The organism is Anaeromyxobacter sp. (assembly GCA_016718565.1).
Classification (GTDB): Bacteria; Myxococcota; Myxococcia; order Myxococcales; family Anaeromyxobacteraceae; genus JADKCZ01.
Genome location: JADKCZ010000002.1, coordinates 137,906 through 155,501 on the forward strand (window position 1 = coordinate 137,906; position 17,596 = coordinate 155,501).

Here is a 17,596-nt window from a genome sequence, read left to right on the forward strand (position 1 = left end):
GCCAGGGTGGCGCGGCTATAAGAGCGCGGCCCATATGCCCATCGACCAGACCAGCGCCCTCGCCGCCCTCCGCACCGTCAACGACCCGGAGCTCCACCGGGACCTCGTCAGCCTGGGGATGATCAAGGACCTCACGGTGACCGGCACCGCGGTGGCGCTCCAGGTGGAGCTCACCACGCCGGCCTGCCCGCTCAAGGACACCATCTCCAGGGACGTGGAGGCGGCCCTGCGGCGCGCCGGCGCCACCGCCGTGTCCATCACCTGGGGCGCCCAGGTGCGCTCCATGCCCGGCGCCCAGGGGCAGCTCACCCCCGGCGTGAAGAACATCATCCTGGTCGGGGCCGGCAAGGGCGGGGTCGGCAAGTCCACCGTGGCCATCAACCTGGCGGTGGCGCTGGCCAGGCTGGGCGCCTCGGTCGGCATCCTGGACGCCGACATCTACGGCCCCTCGGTGCCCATCCTCACCGGCGTGACCGAGAAGCCCACCTCGGCCGACGGCCACCACATCACGCCGCTGGAGGCCCACGGCATCAAGGTGATGTCCATCGGCTTCCTGGTGGACCCGGAGCAGGCGCTCATCTGGCGCGGCCCCATGGCCACCGGGGCCCTGATGCAGCTCCTCAAGGACGTGGCCTGGGGCGAGCTCGACTACCTGGTCCTCGACCTGCCCCCGGGCACCGGCGACATCCCGCTCACCCTGGCCCAGAACGTCAAGGCGGCCGGCGTGGTGCTGGTCTCCACCCCGCAGGACGTGGCGCTGGCCGACGTCATCCGCGCCAAGCTCATGTTCGACAAGGTGAGCATCCCGGTGCTCGGCCTGGTGGAGAACATGTCGGCCTTCATCTGCCCGCACTGCCAGCACGAGACCGCGATCTTCGACAAGGGCGGGGCCAAGGACGCGGCCGAGAAGATGGGCATCCGCTTCCTCGGCGAGATCCCCATCGACCTGGCCATCCGGGTGGGCGGCGACAAGGGGGTGCCCATCTGCGCCGGGGCGCCGGACAGCACGCAGGCCCGGGCCTTCTTCGACATGGCCCGCAACGTGGCCGGGGCGGTGAGCCAGCAGGTGGTGAAGGCCCCCCGCCTGCCGGTCATCGGCTCCCAGCCGAGGGCCTGACGCCGTGGCCGATCCCAAGCAGGAGCCCGGCCGCGAGCCCGGCGAGGCGCCTCCCGCGGGCGAGCCGGGGGCGGAGGCGGCCGGGCCGGCCGGCGGGCTGCAGGATGCCCTGCGAAAGGCGCTGCTGGCCGGCATGGGCGCCATCTTCCTCACCGAGGAGGGGGCGCGCCGGCTGGCCCGCGAGTGGAAGCTGCCCAAGGAGCTGATCGGCTTCCTGGGCTCGCAGGCCAGCGGGGCCAAGGACGAGATCCTGCGGATCTTCTCGGACGAGGTGCGCCGCTTCTTCGAGTCGGAGGCGGTGCGGCGGGAGTTCGCCCGCGCGCTCTCCTCGATGGTGGTGGAGGTCAAGGCCGAGATCCGGGTGCGACCGAACGACGACGGGACGCTCGAGCCGGAGGTCAAGGCCGACGTGAAGGCCCGCCGGGCCGGCGCCCGCAAGAAGGGCGACGGACCGGCCGAGGAGGGGTAGGACCGAGGGGCTGGCTGGGTCGCCGGTCCGGGTCCGAGCCTCAGGGTGCGGAGGCACCCGTGAACCAGCGCCCGTCCTGGCACCCTGATCCCGCCCAAGCGCCCGGGATCACGGCCGGCGCTGCCGCGGAGCCGGCGGCCCGCGGTTGGCCCCCATCTCGCAATGTGGACTGCCGCGCCCGTCATCTCCTGGCGCAGCGAGGTCCCTCATGAGCCGCACCCACCTCTCGCTCCGGCGCCGCATCCTCCTGCTGGCCCTGGTGCCGCCGGTCCTCCTGACCCTCGCCTTCCTCCTGGCCCTGGCGGTGGTCCGCTACCGGACCGGCGACGACGTGCACGAGAAGGTGGCCGCCATGTCGGCCGAGACGCTGGACCGGGTGGCCCTCGACTTCCGCCTGCTGGCCTCCACCACCCAGGCGGAGCTGTCCCGCCAGGTCGGCACCGCGCTGCGGGTGGCGACGGACACGGTGGCGCGCGGCGGCGGGATCTCGAAGGGCGCGGACCGGGCGACCTGGCGGGCCGTCAACCAGTTCGACCGGTCGATCCGGGAGGTGTCGCTCCCCCGGGTGCAGCTCGGCGCCCAGTGGCTCGGGCAGAACGCCGACCCGGCCGTGCCCACCCTGGTGGTGGACGAGGTGACGCGGCTGAGCGGCGCCGCCACCACGGTCTTCCAGCGGATGGACGAGCGCGGCGACATGCTGCGCGTGGCCACCAGCGTGCGGAACAAGGAGGGGCGGCGCGGCGTGGGGACCTTCATCCCGGCGGTGCAGCCCGACGGCGCGCCCAACCCGGTGCTGGCGAAGGTGCTGGCCGGGCAGCGCTTCGAGGGGCGCGCCTTCGTGGTGGACGCCTGGTACCTCACGGCCTACGAGCCGCTGCGCGATCCGGGCGGTCGGGTCGACGGCATGCTCTTCGTGGGCGTGCGCGAGGACTCGCTGCAGGCCATCCGCCAGGCGGTGGCCCAGACCCGCGTCGGCGCCAGCGGCGGCGTGCACGTGCTGGGCGCCAAGGGGGCCAAGCGGGGCAGCTCCATCATCGCCCCGGCCGGGCGCGCCGACGGCGAGAACCTCCTGGAGTCGGCGGACCTGGCCGGCCGCGCCTGGTTGGAGGGGCTGCTGGACCAGGCGGTGGCGCTGCAGGCAGGGGCGGTGGGGCGCAGCGAGCACCAGGTCAAGGGGCCGGACGGCCGGGCCGTGGAGCGGGTGGCCTCCTTCGCCTACTTCGAGCCGTGGGACTGGGTGATCGTGGCCGAGATGGACCACGCGGAGGCGGTGTCGGCCGGCGACCAGGTGGCGCGCAGCCTCTCCACCACCGCGCTGGTGGTGCTGGGCGGGGCGCTCCTCCTGCTGGGCGGCGTGGCCTGGTACGGGCGCCGGGCGGCGGCGGCCATCGCCGCGCCGGTGGAGGCCATCGCGGAGGCGGCCGAGCGGGTGGCGCAGGGCGACATCGCGGTGGCCATCGACCACCGCGGCGAGGACGAGGTGGGCCGCCTGGCCGAGGCCTTCCGCGGCACGGTGGGCTACGTGGCCGAGGTGGCGGAGGCGGCGCGGGCCATGGGGCGCGGGGATCTCTCCACGGAGCCCAGGCCGCGGGGCGAGCGGGACGAGCTGACGCGCTCCTTCCTGGTGGCGCAGGCCGAGCTGCGCCGGCTGGTGGGCGAGACCCGCCGCCTGGGCGCGGCGGCGGTGGCCGGGCAGCTCTCCGAGCGGGCCGACGCCGAGGCCTTCCAGGGCGCCTACCGCGAGGTGGTGGTGGGCCTGAACGGCGCCCTCGACGCGCTGGTGAACCCCCTCCAGGTGGTGGCCCTGTGCTTCGACCGGATCGCCAGCGGGGACGTGCCCGAGCGCATCGACCTGGCCTGGCAGGGCGACTTCGCCGAGGTGGAGCGGAGCCTCAACGGCTGCATCGACGCCATCCGCCACGTGGTGGTGGACGTGGGCGCGCTGGCCGAGGCCGCGGTGGCCGGTCGGCTCGGCGCCCGCGCCGAGCCGGCGGGCCACGGCGGGAGCTTCCGGGCCGTGGTCCTGGGCGTGAACGGGATCCTGGACGCGCTGGCCGCGCCGCTGGGCGCCGCCGCCGCCCAGGTGGACTGCCTGAGCCGCGGCCAGCTGCCCGAGGGCGGCGAGGCCCCCTGGCCGGGTGACTTCAGGGCCCTGCAGGAGAGCCTCTCCCGCTGCGTGGCCGCCATCCGGCTGCTGGTGGCCGACTCGGAGGCGCTGTCGCGGGCGGCGGTGGCGGGGCGGTTGTCCACCCGCGCCGACGTGGCCCGCCACGCCGGGGAGTACCGCCAGGTGATGGACGGGGTGAACCGCACGCTCGACGCCGTCCTGGCGCCGGTGGGCGAGGCCACCCGGGTGCTGGAGCAGCTGGCCGCGCGGGACCTGCGCGCCCGCGCCACCGGCACCTTCGCCGGCGACCACGCCCGCCTGGCCGAGGCCCTCAACGCCACCGGCCAGGCGCTGCACGACGCCGTGGGCCAGGTGACCCAGGCGGCCGGCCAGGTCTCGGCGGCCAGCGGCGAGATCGCCGGCTCGGCCCAGGCCGTGGCCGAGGGGGCCGGGGAGCAGGCGCGGGCGCTCGAGGACACCACCCGGGCCCTCGGCGACCTGGCCACCGCCACCGACGGGACGGCCCGCGCCGCCGACCACGCGGCGCAGCTGGCGGGGGCGGCCCGCGGCGCCGCCAGCGCCGGCACCGAGGCGGTGGCGCGCATGGGCACGGTCATGGTGGAGGTGCGCTCCGCCACCGAGCGGACCGGCGTCATCATCAAGGACATCAACGACATCGCCTTCCAGACCAACCTGCTGGCGCTCAACGCAGCGGTCGAGGCGGCGCGGGCCGGCGAGGCGGGGCGCGGCTTCGCGGTGGTGGCCGACGAGGTCCGCTCGCTGGCGCTGCGCTCCAAGCAGGCGGCGGCCCGCACCGAGGGGCTCATCAAGGAGTCGCTGGCCCAGGCCGAGGCCGGCGCCGGCACCAGCCGTGAGGTGGCCGACCGCTTCGGGCAGATCACCACCTCGGTGGACCAGGTGACGACGGTGGTGGCCGAGATCCGCGACTCGGCTCGCGCCCAGGCGAGCGGCTTCCAGACGGTGCGTGGCGCGCTGGAGCGGATGGAGCGGGTCACCCAGCAGAACGCCGCCAGCGCCGAGCAGACCTCCTCGGCCACCACCGAGCTCTCCTCCCAGGCCGACGAGCTGGCCGGGCTGGTGGGGAGCTTCCAGGTGGAGCTGCCGGCCCAGGGCCGGCCGGGCCAGCCCAGGCCGGCGCTCAGCGCGGGGCCAGCACCTCGACGGTCGGCAGGCTGAAGCGGAAGGTGGTGCCGCGCCCCAGCCGCGAGCGCACCGTGATGGTGCCGCCGTGGGCCTCGACGATGGAGCGGACGATGGAGAGGCCCAGCCCCAGCCCCTCCTCGCGCTCGCGCGGCGCGGCCGCGTCGCGCACCTGGTAGAGCCGGTCGAAGATGCGGGCCAGGTGCTCGGGCGCGATGCCGTCGCCCCGGTCGGTGACCGCCAGCACCAGGGCGCCGGCCCGGCCGCGGGCCGCGGCCACCCGCACCGCGCCGCCCGACCGGCTGTGGCGCTCGGCGTTGGCCAGCAGGTTCACCAGCACCTGCAGCACCCGGTCCCGGTCGGCCCACAGGTGGGGGAGGGCGCCGGCCGCCCTGGCCCGCAGCCTGAGCCCGCGGGCCGCGTAGCGCGGGGCCATGGCCACCACCGCCTGGGCCAGCACCCCGCCGGCGTCGAAGGCCCGGTGCTCCAGCCGATCGCGGGTCAGCTCGTTGCGGGAGAAGTCGAGCAGCTCGGCGATGAAGGCCTCCAGCCGCTTGCCGCTGCCCAGGATGGCCTGCACCGCCTGCTGCTGCCGCGCCTCGAGCGCCCCCAGCTTGCCGCCGGCCAGCAGGTCGGCCCAGCCCACCACGGTGGTGAGCGGGGTGCGCAGCTCGTGCGAGACGTTGGCCAGGAAGTTGGTCTTCTGCCGGTCGGTCTCCTGCAGGGTCTCCACCGCCAGGCGCAGGTCGCGGGTGCGCCGCTCCACCTCGGCGCCCAGCCGGGCCCGCTCCTCCCGCAGCGCCGCCACCAGGCGGGCCTTCTCCAGGGCGATGGAGGCCTGCAGGGCGAAGGCCTCGATGGCGTCCGGGTCGGCCGGTCGCAGCCGCGGGGCCAGCACCACCAGCAGGCCGATGGTGCGCCCCTCGCGCCGCAGCGGGCTGAGCACCACCCGGTGCAGCCCCATGACCCGCCCCAGCGCCTTGACCTCGGCCGCGGTGGCGCCGCCCAGCAGCTCCCGCCCGGCCGCCCGGAGGCGGTCGCTCACCAGGGTGCGCCCCTCCGCCAGGGTGCGCCGCACCAGCGGGGCGGTGGCCGGATCGATCCGCAGCTCGGCCAGGGTCCGCCCCAGCACCCGCTCCAGCGCCCGCAGCTGCGCCGCCGGCAGGCTGGTGAGCCGCCAGTGCAGGGCCGGCCGGTCGGCGTCGGCGCCCGGGGCCTCCAGCAGCAGGCCGCAGTGCAGCCCGAGGCGACCCAGCTCGCGCGCGACCGCGCCCAGGATCGACCCCTCGTCGGCCTCGATCATCACCTGGGTGCCGGCGATCTGCAGGCCGGCCAGCGCCTCCCTGGAGTGCACCAGGTCGGCCAGCGCCAGCCGGTCGCGGGTGGCCGCCTGGCGCAGGAAGACGGCCGCCAGGCGGCCCGCCACCAGCCGGCCCACCGCCTCCAGCGCCCCCAGCGCGGCCGGGCGCGGCGCCACGGCGAAGACCAGGTGCAGCAGCGCGCGCTGCCCCGGCTCGCCCACCTCGAGGTAGACCGAGTGCGGGGCGGCCCCCGCTCCGAGCCCCAGCGCCACCGCCAGGGCGGGCGGGCAGGGCGCCACCGCCCGGGCCTCGGCGCCCGCGAGCACCGGGCCGGCCGCGGCGGGCACCGGCTCGGCGGCCAGGGCCAGCGAGATGGCGGCGCGCGCCTCCCGCTCGGCCAGCGCGGGACCGTCGGCCGCGCCGCCCGGAGCGCTCGAGGCGCCGTCCAGGCCGGCGACGGGCGCCAGGTGGGCCATGAGGGCGCCGCTGGCCCGCGCGGCGTCGCGTGCGATCTCCCTGTAGACGCGCTCCATCACCCCCCCGGCCGGGTCGGCCTGGATGGTGACCGCTCCGGGTCGCGTTGACAAGGCGGGACATCACCCCAAACATGGCGCTTCCGCTGGAGGCTGGAGGTGCACGTGGCGATCGAGACGATGGCCGTGGTCGGGGCCGGGCAGATGGGCAGCGGCATCGCCCAGGTGGCGGCCCAGGCCGGGCTCACGGTGGTGCTGGCGGACGCCTCGGCCGACCTGGCGGCGCGCGCCGTGGCCAGGCTCGGCGTCACCCTGGGTAAGCTGGTGGAGAAGGGCAAGCTCGCCTCCGCCGAGCGGGAGGCCATCCTGGGCCGCATCCGGCCGGCCTCCTCGCTCGACGACTGCGCCCCGGCCGACCTGGCCATCGAGGCCATCGTGGAGCAGCAGGGACCCAAGGTGGAGCTCTTCCGCCGGCTCGACGCCCTGCTGCGGCCCGAGGCGCTGCTGGCCTCCAACACCAGCTCCATCTCCATCACCGCGCTGGCGGCCTCCACCCGCCGCCCCGACCGGTTCGTGGGCATGCACTTCATGAACCCGCCGCCGGTGATGGCGCTCATCGAGCTGGTGCGCGGGCTGCAGACCAGCGACGCCACCTACCAGGCGGCGGCGGCGCTGGCGCGGCGGTTCGGCAAGACGGTGGTCACCTCCAAGGACTCCCCCGGCTTCATCGTCAACCGCATCCTCATCCCCATGCTCAACGAGGCCTGCTTCGCCCTGCAGGAGGGGCTGGCCTCGGCCGAGGACATCGACACCGGGGTGCGGCTCGGGCTGAACCACCCCATGGGGCCGCTCACCCTGGCCGACTTCATCGGCCTGGACACCTGCCTGTTCATCGCCGAGGTGCTGCACCGCGAGCTGGGCGACGACAAGTACCGGCCGGCGCCGCTCCTGCGCGCCTACGTGGCGGCGGGCTGGCTGGGCCGCAAGGCCGGCCGCGGCTTCCACCTGTACGGAGGGTGACCACATGGCCCACGAGAACCTGCGGGTGGAGCTGGCCGACGGGGTGGCCACCGTCACCATCGACCGCCCCAGGCAGCTGAACGCCCTGGACGCGCGCACCCTGACCGAGCTGGGCGAGGTGCTGGCGGGGTTCGCGGCCAGGCCCGCCGAGGTGCGGGCGGTGGTGCTGACCGGCGGGGGCGAGAAGGCCTTCGTGGCCGGCGCCGACATCGCCGCCATGTCGCGGCTCTCGCCCGCCGAGGCGGCCGCCTTCGCCGCCCTGGGCCACCGGACCCTGGCGGCGCTGGAGGCCCTGCCGGTGGTGACGGTGGCGGCGGTGAACGGCTTCGCCCTGGGCGGCGGCTGCGAGCTGGCCATGGCCTGCGACCTCGTCTACGCCAGCGAGCGGGCCCGCTTCGGCCAGCCGGAGGTGAACCTGGGGCTGGTGCCCGGCTTCGGCGGCACGCAGCGGCTGAGCCGGCGGGTCGGGCTGATGCGGGCCAAGGAGCTGATCCTCTCCGGCGAGCCGGTGGACGCTGCCAGGGCGCTGGCCATCGGGCTCACGCTGGAGGTGCTCCCGCCGGAGCGGCTGCTGGAGCACGCCCGCGCCAAGGCCCGCGCCATCGCCGCGCGCGGCCCCCGGGCGGTGGCGCTGGCCAAGCGGCTCCTGCAGGAGGGGGCCGACCTGCCGCTGCCGGCGGCGCTCGACCTGGAGCGCGAGCGCTTCGCCGCCATCCTGGGCGGCGCCGAGGCCCAGGAGGGCATGGCCGCCTTCCTGGAGAAGCGGCCGGCCAGCTTCCCGGCGCCCTGACGCCTTCCCGGCCCGCCCCGCCCCGGGGCGCCGCCGCCCACCCCGGCGCGAGCGCCTGCGCGCCGCCCACACCCGAAGAGGACCCACCATGGACGTCGAGCTCTCCGAGGAACAGCGCCAGGTCCGGGACATGTGCCGCGACTTCGCCCTGAAGCAGCTCATCCCCAACGCGCGGCGCTGGGACGCCGAGCACCTCTTCCCGCGGGAGGCGGTGGCCCAGCTCGGCGAGCTCGGCCTGATGGGCATCGCCGTGCCGCCGGAGTGGGGCGGCGCCGGCATGGACACGGTGAGCTACGCCATCGCCATGGAGGAGATCTCGCGCGGCTGCGGCGGCACCGGGGTCATCATGAGCGTCAACAACTCGCTCTACTGCGACCCGGTGCTCAAGTACGGCAGCGACGCCCAGAAGGCCGAGTTCCTCACCCCCTTCGCGGCCGGGAAGAAGCTGGGCGCCTTCGCCCTGACCGAGCCCATGAGCGGCTCGGACGCCGCCGAGATGCTGACCGTGGCGACCAGGCGCGGCGACCAGTACCTGCTCGACGGCAGCAAGAACTACATCACCAACGGGCCGCAGGCCGACGTCATCCTGGTGTTCGCCATGACCGACAAGGCCAAGCGGCACAAGGGCATCAGCGCCTTCCTGGTGCCCACCGACGCCCCCGGCTTCACCCGCGGCAAGACCGACGACAAGGTGGGCATCCGCGCCTCCGGCTCCTGCACGGTCTTCTTCGAGGGGTGCGCCATCCCGGAGCGCTACCGGCTGGGCGCCGAGGGGGAGGGGTTCAAGATCGCCATGTCCACCCTGGACGGTGGCCGCATCGGCATCGCCTCGCAGGCGCTGGGCATCGCCCGGGCCGCCTTCGAGGCCGCGGTGGCCTACGCCAAGGACCGCAAGGCCTTCGGCCAGCCCATCGCCCAGTTCCAGGCCATCCAGTTCATGCTGGCCGACATGGCCACCGAGCTGGAGGCGGCGCGGCTGCTGGTGTGGCGGGCCGCCACCCTGAAGGACCAGGGGGTGCGCCACAGCGCCGAGAGCGCCATGGCCAAGCTCTACGCCTCGGAGATGTGCGAGCGGGTCACCTCGAAGGGGATCCAGATCCACGGCGGGCTCGGCTACATGAAGGAGTGCGACGCCGAGCGCCACTGGCGCGACAGCCGCATCACCGAGATCTACGAGGGGACCAGCGAGATCCAGCGCCTGGTCATCTCGGCGTCGGTGCTGAAGGGGTGATCTTCCAGCCCAGCGAGGCCCAGGCGGCGGTGGCGGCCACCGCCCGGGCCTTCGCGCGCCAGGAGATCGCGCCGGCCGCGGCCGCCAACGACCGGGCTGGCCGCTTCCCCCATGCGCTCGTCCGCGGGCTGGGCGGGCTGGGGCTGCTGGCGGTCAACGTGCCGGCCGCCTACGGCGGCTCGGAGGCCGGCGCGGTGGCCTACGCCATGGCGCTCGAGGAGGTGGCGGCGGCCGACTGCGCCACCGCCGTGACCATGGGCGTGACCAACATGGTGGCCGAGGTCATCGCGCGCTTCGGCGCCGAGCCCCAGAAGCGCCGCCACCTGCCCAGGCTGGCCTCGGCCGAGTGGCCGGCCGGGGCCTTCGGGCTCTCCGAGCCGGGCACCGGCAGCGACGCCGGTGCGCTCTCCACGCGGGCGGCGCGGCGCGGCGCCGGCTGGGTGCTGGACGGCGAGAAGGCCTGGATCACCAGCGGGGACGTGGCCGGCGTGGTGGTGGTCTGGGCCCGCACCGGGGGCCCGGGCACCAGGGCGCTCACCGCCTTCCTGGTGGAGCAGGGCACCCCCGGGTTCACGGTGGGCCGCCACGAGGAGAAGATGGGGCTGCGGGCCTCCACCACCGTGTCGCTGGCCTTCGAGGGGTGCGCGCTGCCCGACGAGGCGCGGCTGGGCGAGGTCGGGCAGGGGCTCCAGATCGCGCTGGCCGCCCTGGACGGCGGGCGCATCGGCATCGCCGCCCAGGCCACGGGCACCATCCGGGCGGCGCTGGAGGCCTCGACCGCCTACGCGCGGGAGCGCCGGGCCTTCGGCCGGCCCATCGGCGAGCACCAGGCGGTGGCCTTCGGCCTGGCCGACCTGGCGGTGGACCGCGACGCCGCCCGGCTCCTGACCTGGAGGGCCGCGGCGCGCAAGGAGGCCGGCCTGCCGTTCACCCGCGAGGCCTCCATGGCCAAGCTCTTCGCCTCCGAGGCGGCCCAGCGGGCCGTGTCGCGCGCCGTGCAGATCCACGGCGGCAACGGCTACACCGAGGACTACCCGGTGGCGCGCCTCTTCCGCGACGCCAGGGTGCAGACCATCTACGAGGGGACCAGCGAGATCCAGCGGCTGGTGATCGCCCGCGAGCTGCTGCGGGAGCCCGGGGTCTGAGGAGGGCCGGGGACCTGCGCCGCACCGGCCTCAGCCCACCTTGGCGTCCAGCACGTCCTCGTCGGTGGTGATGAGGTGGCCGGTCTGCTCCGCCTTGGTCCGCAGGTACTGCACGCTGTGCGGGTTGGAGGGCGAGGGCAGGGAGACCCGGCGGCGCACGTCCACGCCGGCCTCGCGCAGCCCGGAGAGCTTGAGCGGGTTGTTGGTGACCAGCTGGACCGAGCGCACGCCGAGGAGCCGGAGCATGTCGGCGGCCACCCCGTAGCTGCGCAGGTCGTCCGGGAAGCCCAGGGCCCGGTTGGCCTGGTAGGTGTCGGCGCCGGCGGCCTGCAGGGCGTAGGCGCGGATCTTGTTGCCCAGGCCGATGCCGCGCCCCTCCTGGCGCAGGTAGAGCAGCACGCCGCGGCCGCGGGCCGCGATGAGGTCGAGGGCGCGATCGAGCTGGGCCCGGCAGTCGCACTTGAGCGACCCGAGGACCTCGGAGGTGAGGCACTCGGAGTGGGCCCGGACCAGCACGGCGTGGCCGGCCACGTCGCCCTTCACCATGGCCACGTGCTCCTGGCCGGTGCGCCGCTCGCGGAAGACGACCGTGCGGAACAGGCCCCGCGCGGTGGGGAGGGGGGCCTCGGCGTAGAGCTCGACCTCCGCCTCCCGCCGCCGCGCCTCGTCCATCGTCGTCACGCCGCTCATGTCCAGGGCCGCTCCCGTCCGGGGATATCCCCGCTGCTCGGGTGGTGGCTTACGCCGCGGTGCGGCAGCGCGCCACCGGAAGGCGCACGCCGAGATGGGGCTCCGGCGGCACCGGTCCGCCGCGGCGCGACAGGCCCGCCGCCGCGTTGACAGCGCCGACCCGCGCCATTAGCAGGAGGCGCGATGCGAGCCGACTTCTCGAGCGGGGACCTGGCGCGGGCCACCGGACACACCGTCCGCACCGTCCGCCACTACGAGGAGGCGGGGCTGCTGACGCCGTCGCAGCTGAGCGACGGCGGCCACCGGCGCTACACCGAGCAGGACCTGGAGCGGCTGCGCCTGATCGTGGACCTGCGCGAGGTGGGGCTGTCGCTCTGCGAGATCAAGTCCATCCTGGAGCTGCGCACCGGCTGCCTGACGGCGGCGGCCTTCGCCGCCCGGTTCCGAGCGGTCATCGAGGTCCACCTCGAGGCGGCCCAGCGCCGGCTGGAGCGGCTGCGCCGCATGCGGCGCGAGATCCTGGACTCGCTGGCGCAGGTCGAGGAGCGGCTGCGACTGGGCGGGGGCGGCGGCTGCCCGTGCGAGGTGGCGGAGTCGGACGACGTGACCCGCATCGTGAAGGTGCTGGCGCGGCAGCAGGGCTGCGGCTGCGCCGGGCTGGTGCACCCGGACCACGCCGGTGGACGCGACGCCTCGGACGACGTCGGGCAGGGCGTCCTCACAGCGGCCTCGGACGGCGGCGCACGGGAGGGATCGCGCGGCGGGACGGGCACGGCAGGAGCCGCCCGAGGTGGCGCCGGGAGCGGGCAGCGCGGCCTCGCCTGAGCGCCGGGTTAGTTTCCATAATCCATATTATCGGACGTCCGGTTAGGCCCAAACAGGCCGGAAACGCCGGATCCTGGAGGTGGCGCTGCAACGCCCCTGACCGCCCTGGCGGAGCTCGAGTTGGCCTCGGGTGCACTGGGAGTTGGTTCGGACGTCCGAACCAAGGTCACCGTCAGACCACCGTTGCCGGCGGCCGTCGGTTGGCGAACCGAAGCGCCTGCCACCCCCGCGCCCATCGTGTCCAGCCGGACCGGGACGCGTGGCAGGCGGCCCACGCCGCCCCGCGCGGCCGCTCGTGCCGGCCAGACGGCGCCAGGCCCCTCCGTTGCATCGAGGGTCCACATGCCCTCCATCGGCCACGTCGTCGTCGGGCTCGCCGCGGGCCGCTGGTACGCCCGGGCCGGCGGCTCGCGGGCTGCGGCCTCGGCGGTCTTCGTCGCCCTCTCGACCTTCCAGGACCTCGACTTCCTGGCGCGGCGCCTCGGCGCGCCGGCCGGCTCGGCCTGGCTGCACCGGGGTGCGATCCACGCGCTGGCCACAGCGGCCCTGGCCGGGTTGGCCGCGGCGGCCTTGGTGGGCGGCCAAGGGCGGTCGCGGGCGGCCATGGCCCTGGCCGGCGCGCTGGTGGCGGCGAGCCACGGGCTCCTCGACACGCTCACCGGCGGCGGGGCCGGCGTGATGCTGGCCTGGCCGCTCACCGCGGACCGGTTCCTGGCGCCCTGGACCTGGATGCCGGCCGCGCCGATGGGGCTCCGGCTCCTGTCCTCCCGGGGCGCGTCCGTGGCCCTCCGCGAGCTGGTGCTCTTCGGTCCCCTGCTCCTCTACGTGGCCTGGCCGGGGCGTCCGGTCAGCGCGTTGCTCCTCCGAAGGTGGTGCGCACCCAGCCGTGGAGCCGGTGAGGCAGGGCGGCGCCGGGCAGCGCCATGAAGGGGCAGAGGTCGTGGACCACGTCGAGGCCGTGCGCGGCGCAGAAGGCGAGCGCGCCCGGGCTGGCCGCCCCGTGGCCACCGCCGCGGTGGAGCCAGACCCGCTTCACGCCCGCCTCGACGCAGTCCAGCAGCACGGCGTCGGTCTGGGCGGGCGCGGTGAGGAGGAGCGCCGCCTCGACCGGCGGCCGGACGTCCTGCAGCCTGGCCACCGCCGGGGCGCCCTCGAGGACCGCGCCGGCCGCGCCCGGGTTGACCGGCACGACCCGGTAGCCGCGCTGGATCAGCTCCAGGGCGATGGTGCGCGTGAAGTCCTTCGGATCGCGGCTCAGGCCCACGACGGCGAGGCGCCTCACGGCGAGGAAGCGGGCGGCCGGCTCGAGTGACGGGTGCGGCATGGGGGACCCCTCCTGGTGGCGGAGCCTACCGCCAGCGCCGGCTGGAGGCGCGTGACATTCACGTGGAGCCCGGCGACGGACCTCACACCCTCCGGTAGTGGTCCTGCATCGGGTAGCGGCGCGCGTAGAGCGCGAAGGCCAGCGCGGCCACGAAGGCGAAGGCGGCGAAGAAGAACATCAGGAAGGCGGTCTGCCCGAGGCCGGTGGCGGCGATGCGGCCGAGCACCGCCTCGCTGCGCACCGCCGCGTTGGTGATGAGCACCCACAGGTTGCCGAAGGTCACCGAGAGCGACCAGAAGCTCATGATGGTGCCCTTCATGGCGGCCGGCGCCTGGCTGTAGGCGAACTCCAGGCCGGTGGCCGAGACCAGCACCTCGCCGAAGGTGAGGAGCAGGTACGGCGCCACCTGCCACAGGATTGTGACCTGCTGCCCGGCGTCGATCCAGAGCTGGATGGCGCCGGCGCCCACCCAGGCCAGGCCGGCGAAGGCGATGCCCAGCCCCATGCGCCGGAGCGCGGTGACCTCCAGGCCGGCCCGCCGCAGCGCCGGGTAGAGCACCAGGTTGTTGAACGGAATGAGCCCCATCACCAGCAGCGGGTTCAAGGCCTGCATCTGGGCCGGGGTGGTCACCAGCCAGCCCAGCCAGGAGCCGGGCGCCAGCATCACCATCTGGTTGCCCTGCAGCACCCAGGTGGACGCCTTCTGGTCGAAGAGCGACCAGAACGGGGTCACCAGGAGGAAGATCACCAGCACCCGCAGCACCGCCCGCACCGCCTCCACCGCCGCCTCCGGGTGGCGCGCCCGCGCCCCGTCGAGCTGCAGGGCGGTGCCGAGGCCGCCCAGGATCAGGAGCGCGCCCAGCGCCAGGCAGAAGGCGATGACGAAGCCGAGGCTCGGGATGAGCGCCAGCGCGCCGAGGGCCAGCACCACCCCGGCGGTGGCCACCAGCCGCCCCGGGCCGAGCGGGCCGCGCGAGCGGAGCGCGCTCGCCACCACCGGGAGGAAGCCGTCCGGGTCCGGCGGCGCCGACGGCACCACCACGTAGCGGTGGCGCCCGGCCCAGAAGATGGCGGTGGCCGCCAGCATGAGCAGGCCCGGGATGCCGAAGGCCCAGGCCGCGCCCCAGGGCGCCCAGCACCCGCGGCATGAGCAGCGAGGCGAAGAAGGAGCCGAAGTTGATGGTCCAGTAGAAGGCGTCGTAGACCAGCTTGGCCTTGTGCTTGTTGGACTGGTCGAACTGGTCGCCCACGAAGGACGAGACCAGCGGCTTGATGCCGCCCGAGCCGAGCGCGATGAGGAAGAGGCCGGCGTAGAAGCCGAGCCGGTGCGACTCGAAGGCGGCCAGGAAGCCGTGGCCCAGGCAGTAGACCAGGGAGAGCCAGAGGATGGTCCGGTACTTCCCGAACCAGCGGTCGGAGATCCAGCCGCCCAGCAGCGGGAAGAAGTAGACCCCGATGACGAAGGAGTGGAAGACCTCCTTGGCGATGCCGGCCCGCTCGGCCTGCGGCGCGTAGAGGAGCAGGCTGCTCACCAGGAACGGGGTGAGGATGTTGCGCATCCCGTAGAAGCTGAAGCGCTCGCAGGCCTCGTTGCCGATGATGTACGGCACCTGGCGCGGCAGGCGGCCATCGGTGGGGGCGGCGGGCTGGGTCATGGCGGGCCTTGGAGGGTGCGGTGGGGCGAGGCGCCGCAGGGTACCACCAGGCCCCGCAGCCCGCCGGTTGAGGTGCCCCGGGTGGGACTGCGGCAGCCGGGCCCACCAGTCCTGGGGGCCCCCACCACCCCGTTGCACCTGGTCCAGCAGGCGCCCTGAATTGGGTATCGCAGGCCGTTCTTCCCGGGGGGGATTGCTCATGTTCGCGAGTCGCGTCGGAGCGCTTCGTTCCATCGCCGCAGTCCTGTTCGTGCTCGCCTCGTGCTCGTCCGGCGAGGACCCCCAGCCCACCCCGCCGGCCGCACCGGATGGCCTCACGGCCACGCCGCTGAGCGCCACGCGGATCGACCTCGCCTGGGCGGATCGCTCGAGCGACGAGACGGGCTTCCGGATCGAGCGCAGCGCCGCCGCGACCGGTCCGTGGGCGGTGGTGCAGACCGTGGCGCCGGACGTCTCCTCCTGGTCCGACGACACGGTCGTGCCCCTCTCGCCGCTCTGGTACCGGGTCTGCGCCACCAACGCCGCTGGCGACTCCGCCTTTGCCGGCCCGGCCACCGCGACCACCCAGCCGCCGCCGGCCGCGCCCAGCGGCCTGGCGGCGGCCACAGGCGGGCCGCACGCCATCGGCCTCTCCTGGGACGCGGCGGCGGGGGTGACCGGCTTCGTGGTCGAGCGGGCCTCCCTGGAGGCCGGGCCGTACGCGGTGGTGGCCGACCTGCCGGCGAGCGCCACCTCGTGGAGCGACACCGGGCTGGGCGCCAACACCACCCGGTGGTACCGGCTGCGGGCCAGGAGCGCCTGGGGCGAATCGGAGCCGACGGCCCCCGTCAGCGCGTCCACGGCGCCCGCCTACACCATCTCCGGGCGCGTGGCCGGCGCGACGGTGGGCACCTTCCTGGCTGGGGTCACCGTGACGCTGTCCGGCGCGGCCGACGCCGTCACCGCCACGGACGGCGACGGCCGCTACGCCTTCACCAACCTCGCCAACGGCAGGTACACCCTCACGCCCGCCGCCACCGGCGTCACCTTCCGCCCGGCCAGCCTCACCGTGACGATCGCCGGCGCGGACCTGCCCGACCAGGGCTTCACGGCCAACCCGCCCTCCATCACGGAGTTCGCCGTCGGCGCGGGGCCGCAGCGCATCGTGGCAGCGCCCGACGGGGCGCTCTGGTTCACCGAGTGCACCGCCAACAAGATCGGCCGCCTCACCACGCTCGGGGAGCTGACCGAGTACCCGCTGCCGAATCCCGGCAGCTGCCCGTATGGCATCGCCGTCTACACGACGCCCGCCGTGGCACCTCCCCTGGGGTCGCACCCCTTCGGCATCGTGTTCACCGAGCGCACCGGCAACCGCGTGGGCGTGCTCCACCCGGGCGACGGGTCGATCCACGAGATCGCGGTCCCGACGGCCGCCAGCTGCCCGGCCGAGATCGCCGGCAACACCTCCGGGCAGACCCTGGCCTGGTTCACCGAGGCGTGCGATCCGGACGCCAACTACCTGACGAACAGCTTCGGCAGCTTCGACCCCTGGGGCCTGGTCGTGACCGAGCACGCCACCGGGGCCCGGGGGTCCAGGTTCGCCGGCATCGCGGAGACCCTCGACGGGACCGTCTGGTTCGCGCAGGCCAACCCGACGCAGGGCGCCATCCTCAAGTACGCCAGCGGACGTCTCACCACCTGCTACACGCCCAGCTGGCAGGCCCAGCCCTTCAGCCTGGTCCCGACACCGGACGGGAAGGTCTGGTTCACGGAGCTCGGCGACTCCAGCGGCGGTGGCCAGCTGGCCGTCCTCGACCCGGCGGCCAACTGCCTCGTGCCGGCCAGCGCCATCACGGAGCAGCCGGTGCCGTGGCGGAGCAACCCCATGGTGCTCGTCCGCGGGCCGAGCTGCGTCAGCGGCGGCGCCGGTGGCTTCCCGGCCCTCTGGTTCTCCGACGGCCAGGGTGGGTTCGGCTGCTACGAGGGCGGCACCTTCACCCGGTTCGCCCCGTCACTCGTCCCCGGGGGACTCGCCGTCGGACCGGACGGGAACCTCTGGTTCACCGAGCCCGGCGCCGGCAAGGTGGGACGCCTGCTGGCGCCGTGACGGAGCGGCAGCTCGGGCTGCCGTTGGGGACGTCTCCTCGAGCTTTCCTGCTCGGCTTCCGCGCGGGATGGGTCTTCCCCTACCCCTCAGCCTGCCTGCCACCCGGCGCCACGACGCTCCCTCGTGGGACCACTCTGTCGAGTGGCTGGACGAGGCCTGTCGTGCCACCCTGCAACGCACGACCGGCTGCCGCGCCCTGCTG

The 17,596-nt window shown here is 75.0% G+C and carries 13 protein-coding genes and 1 pseudogene; 10 read left to right on the forward strand and 4 right to left on the reverse strand.

The genetic code is table 11. From position 1 onward, the window contains the following. Positions 1-34: 34 nt before the first annotated feature. The 3 genes from apbC (at position 35) to IPO09_07380 (ending at position 4,890) form a co-directional block, all read left to right on the forward strand. Positions 35-1,117, forward strand: a complete 1,083-nt coding sequence (apbC, locus tag IPO09_07370; protein ID MBK9517166.1) for an iron-sulfur cluster carrier protein ApbC — start codon at positions 35-37, stop codon at positions 1,115-1,117. A 4-nt stretch (positions 1,118-1,121) separates the two neighbouring features. Continuing rightward, positions 1,122-1,586 (forward strand): hypothetical protein, encoded by a 465-nt coding sequence (locus IPO09_07375; protein ID MBK9517167.1) that lies wholly within the window; start codon positions 1,122-1,124, stop codon positions 1,584-1,586. 208 nt (positions 1,587-1,794) lie between these two features. Beyond that, entirely contained in the window at positions 1,795-4,890 is a 3,096-nt protein-coding gene (locus IPO09_07380) for a Cache 3/Cache 2 fusion domain-containing protein (protein ID MBK9517168.1), read from the forward strand. On the opposite strand, the gene IPO09_07385 is transcribed toward IPO09_07380, so the two are convergent. Next, positions 4,853-6,688 (reverse strand): GAF domain-containing protein, encoded by a 1,836-nt coding sequence (locus IPO09_07385; protein ID MBK9517169.1) that lies wholly within the window; start codon positions 6,686-6,688, stop codon positions 4,853-4,855. The genes IPO09_07380 and IPO09_07385 overlap by 38 nt on opposite strands. A gap of 105 nt (positions 6,689-6,793) precedes the next feature. Between IPO09_07385 and IPO09_07390 the strand changes: the two genes are divergently transcribed. From IPO09_07390 to IPO09_07405, 4 genes are all read left to right on the forward strand, one after another. Further along, on the forward strand, positions 6,794-7,648 hold the full coding sequence (locus IPO09_07390) for a 3-hydroxybutyryl-CoA dehydrogenase (GenBank protein ID MBK9517170.1): 855 nt from the start codon (positions 6,794-6,796) through the stop codon (positions 7,646-7,648). A 4-nt stretch (positions 7,649-7,652) separates the two neighbouring features. Next, positions 7,653-8,438, forward strand: coding sequence for an enoyl-CoA hydratase/isomerase family protein (locus IPO09_07395; protein ID MBK9517171.1), 786 nt, complete (start codon positions 7,653-7,655; stop codon positions 8,436-8,438). A gap of 88 nt (positions 8,439-8,526) precedes the next feature. Continuing rightward, on the forward strand, positions 8,527-9,669 hold the full coding sequence (locus tag IPO09_07400) for an acyl-CoA dehydrogenase (protein MBK9517172.1): 1,143 nt from the start codon (positions 8,527-8,529) through the stop codon (positions 9,667-9,669). Beyond that, positions 9,666-10,814, forward strand: a complete 1,149-nt coding sequence (locus tag IPO09_07405) for an acyl-CoA dehydrogenase family protein (protein ID MBK9517173.1) — start codon at positions 9,666-9,668, stop codon at positions 10,812-10,814. Before IPO09_07400 ends, IPO09_07405 begins: the two co-directional genes overlap by 4 nt. A 30-nt stretch (positions 10,815-10,844) precedes the next feature. On the opposite strand, the gene ribA is transcribed toward IPO09_07405, so the two are convergent. Continuing rightward, on the reverse strand, positions 10,845-11,504 hold the full coding sequence (gene ribA, locus IPO09_07410) for a GTP cyclohydrolase II (protein MBK9517174.1): 660 nt from the start codon (positions 11,502-11,504) through the stop codon (positions 10,845-10,847). 183 nt (positions 11,505-11,687) lie between these two features. Between ribA and IPO09_07415 the strand changes: the two genes are divergently transcribed. Further along, positions 11,688-12,329, forward strand: a complete 642-nt coding sequence (locus IPO09_07415; protein MBK9517175.1) for a MerR family transcriptional regulator — start codon at positions 11,688-11,690, stop codon at positions 12,327-12,329. Between the two features lie 342 nt (positions 12,330-12,671). Next, complete coding sequence (locus IPO09_07420) at positions 12,672-13,256, forward strand: metal-dependent hydrolase (GenBank protein MBK9517176.1); 585 nt, start codon at positions 12,672-12,674, stop codon at positions 13,254-13,256. On the opposite strand, the gene IPO09_07425 is transcribed toward IPO09_07420, so the two are convergent. Both IPO09_07425 and IPO09_07430 read right to left on the reverse strand, forming a co-directional pair. Next, a complete protein-coding gene (locus tag IPO09_07425; protein MBK9517177.1) occupies positions 13,177-13,653 on the reverse strand; it encodes a CoA-binding protein in 477 nt (158 codons plus the stop codon). The genes IPO09_07420 and IPO09_07425 overlap by 80 nt on opposite strands. Before the next feature lie 82 nt (positions 13,654-13,735). Further along, positions 13,736-15,308, reverse strand: a pseudogene (locus tag IPO09_07430) (MFS transporter). A gap of 250 nt (positions 15,309-15,558) precedes the next feature. Between IPO09_07430 and IPO09_07435 the strand changes: the two are divergent. Continuing rightward, positions 15,559-17,394 (forward strand): carboxypeptidase regulatory-like domain-containing protein, encoded by a 1,836-nt coding sequence (locus IPO09_07435; GenBank protein ID MBK9517178.1) that lies wholly within the window; start codon positions 15,559-15,561, stop codon positions 17,392-17,394. The last annotated feature ends 202 nt before the right edge of the window (positions 17,395-17,596 follow it).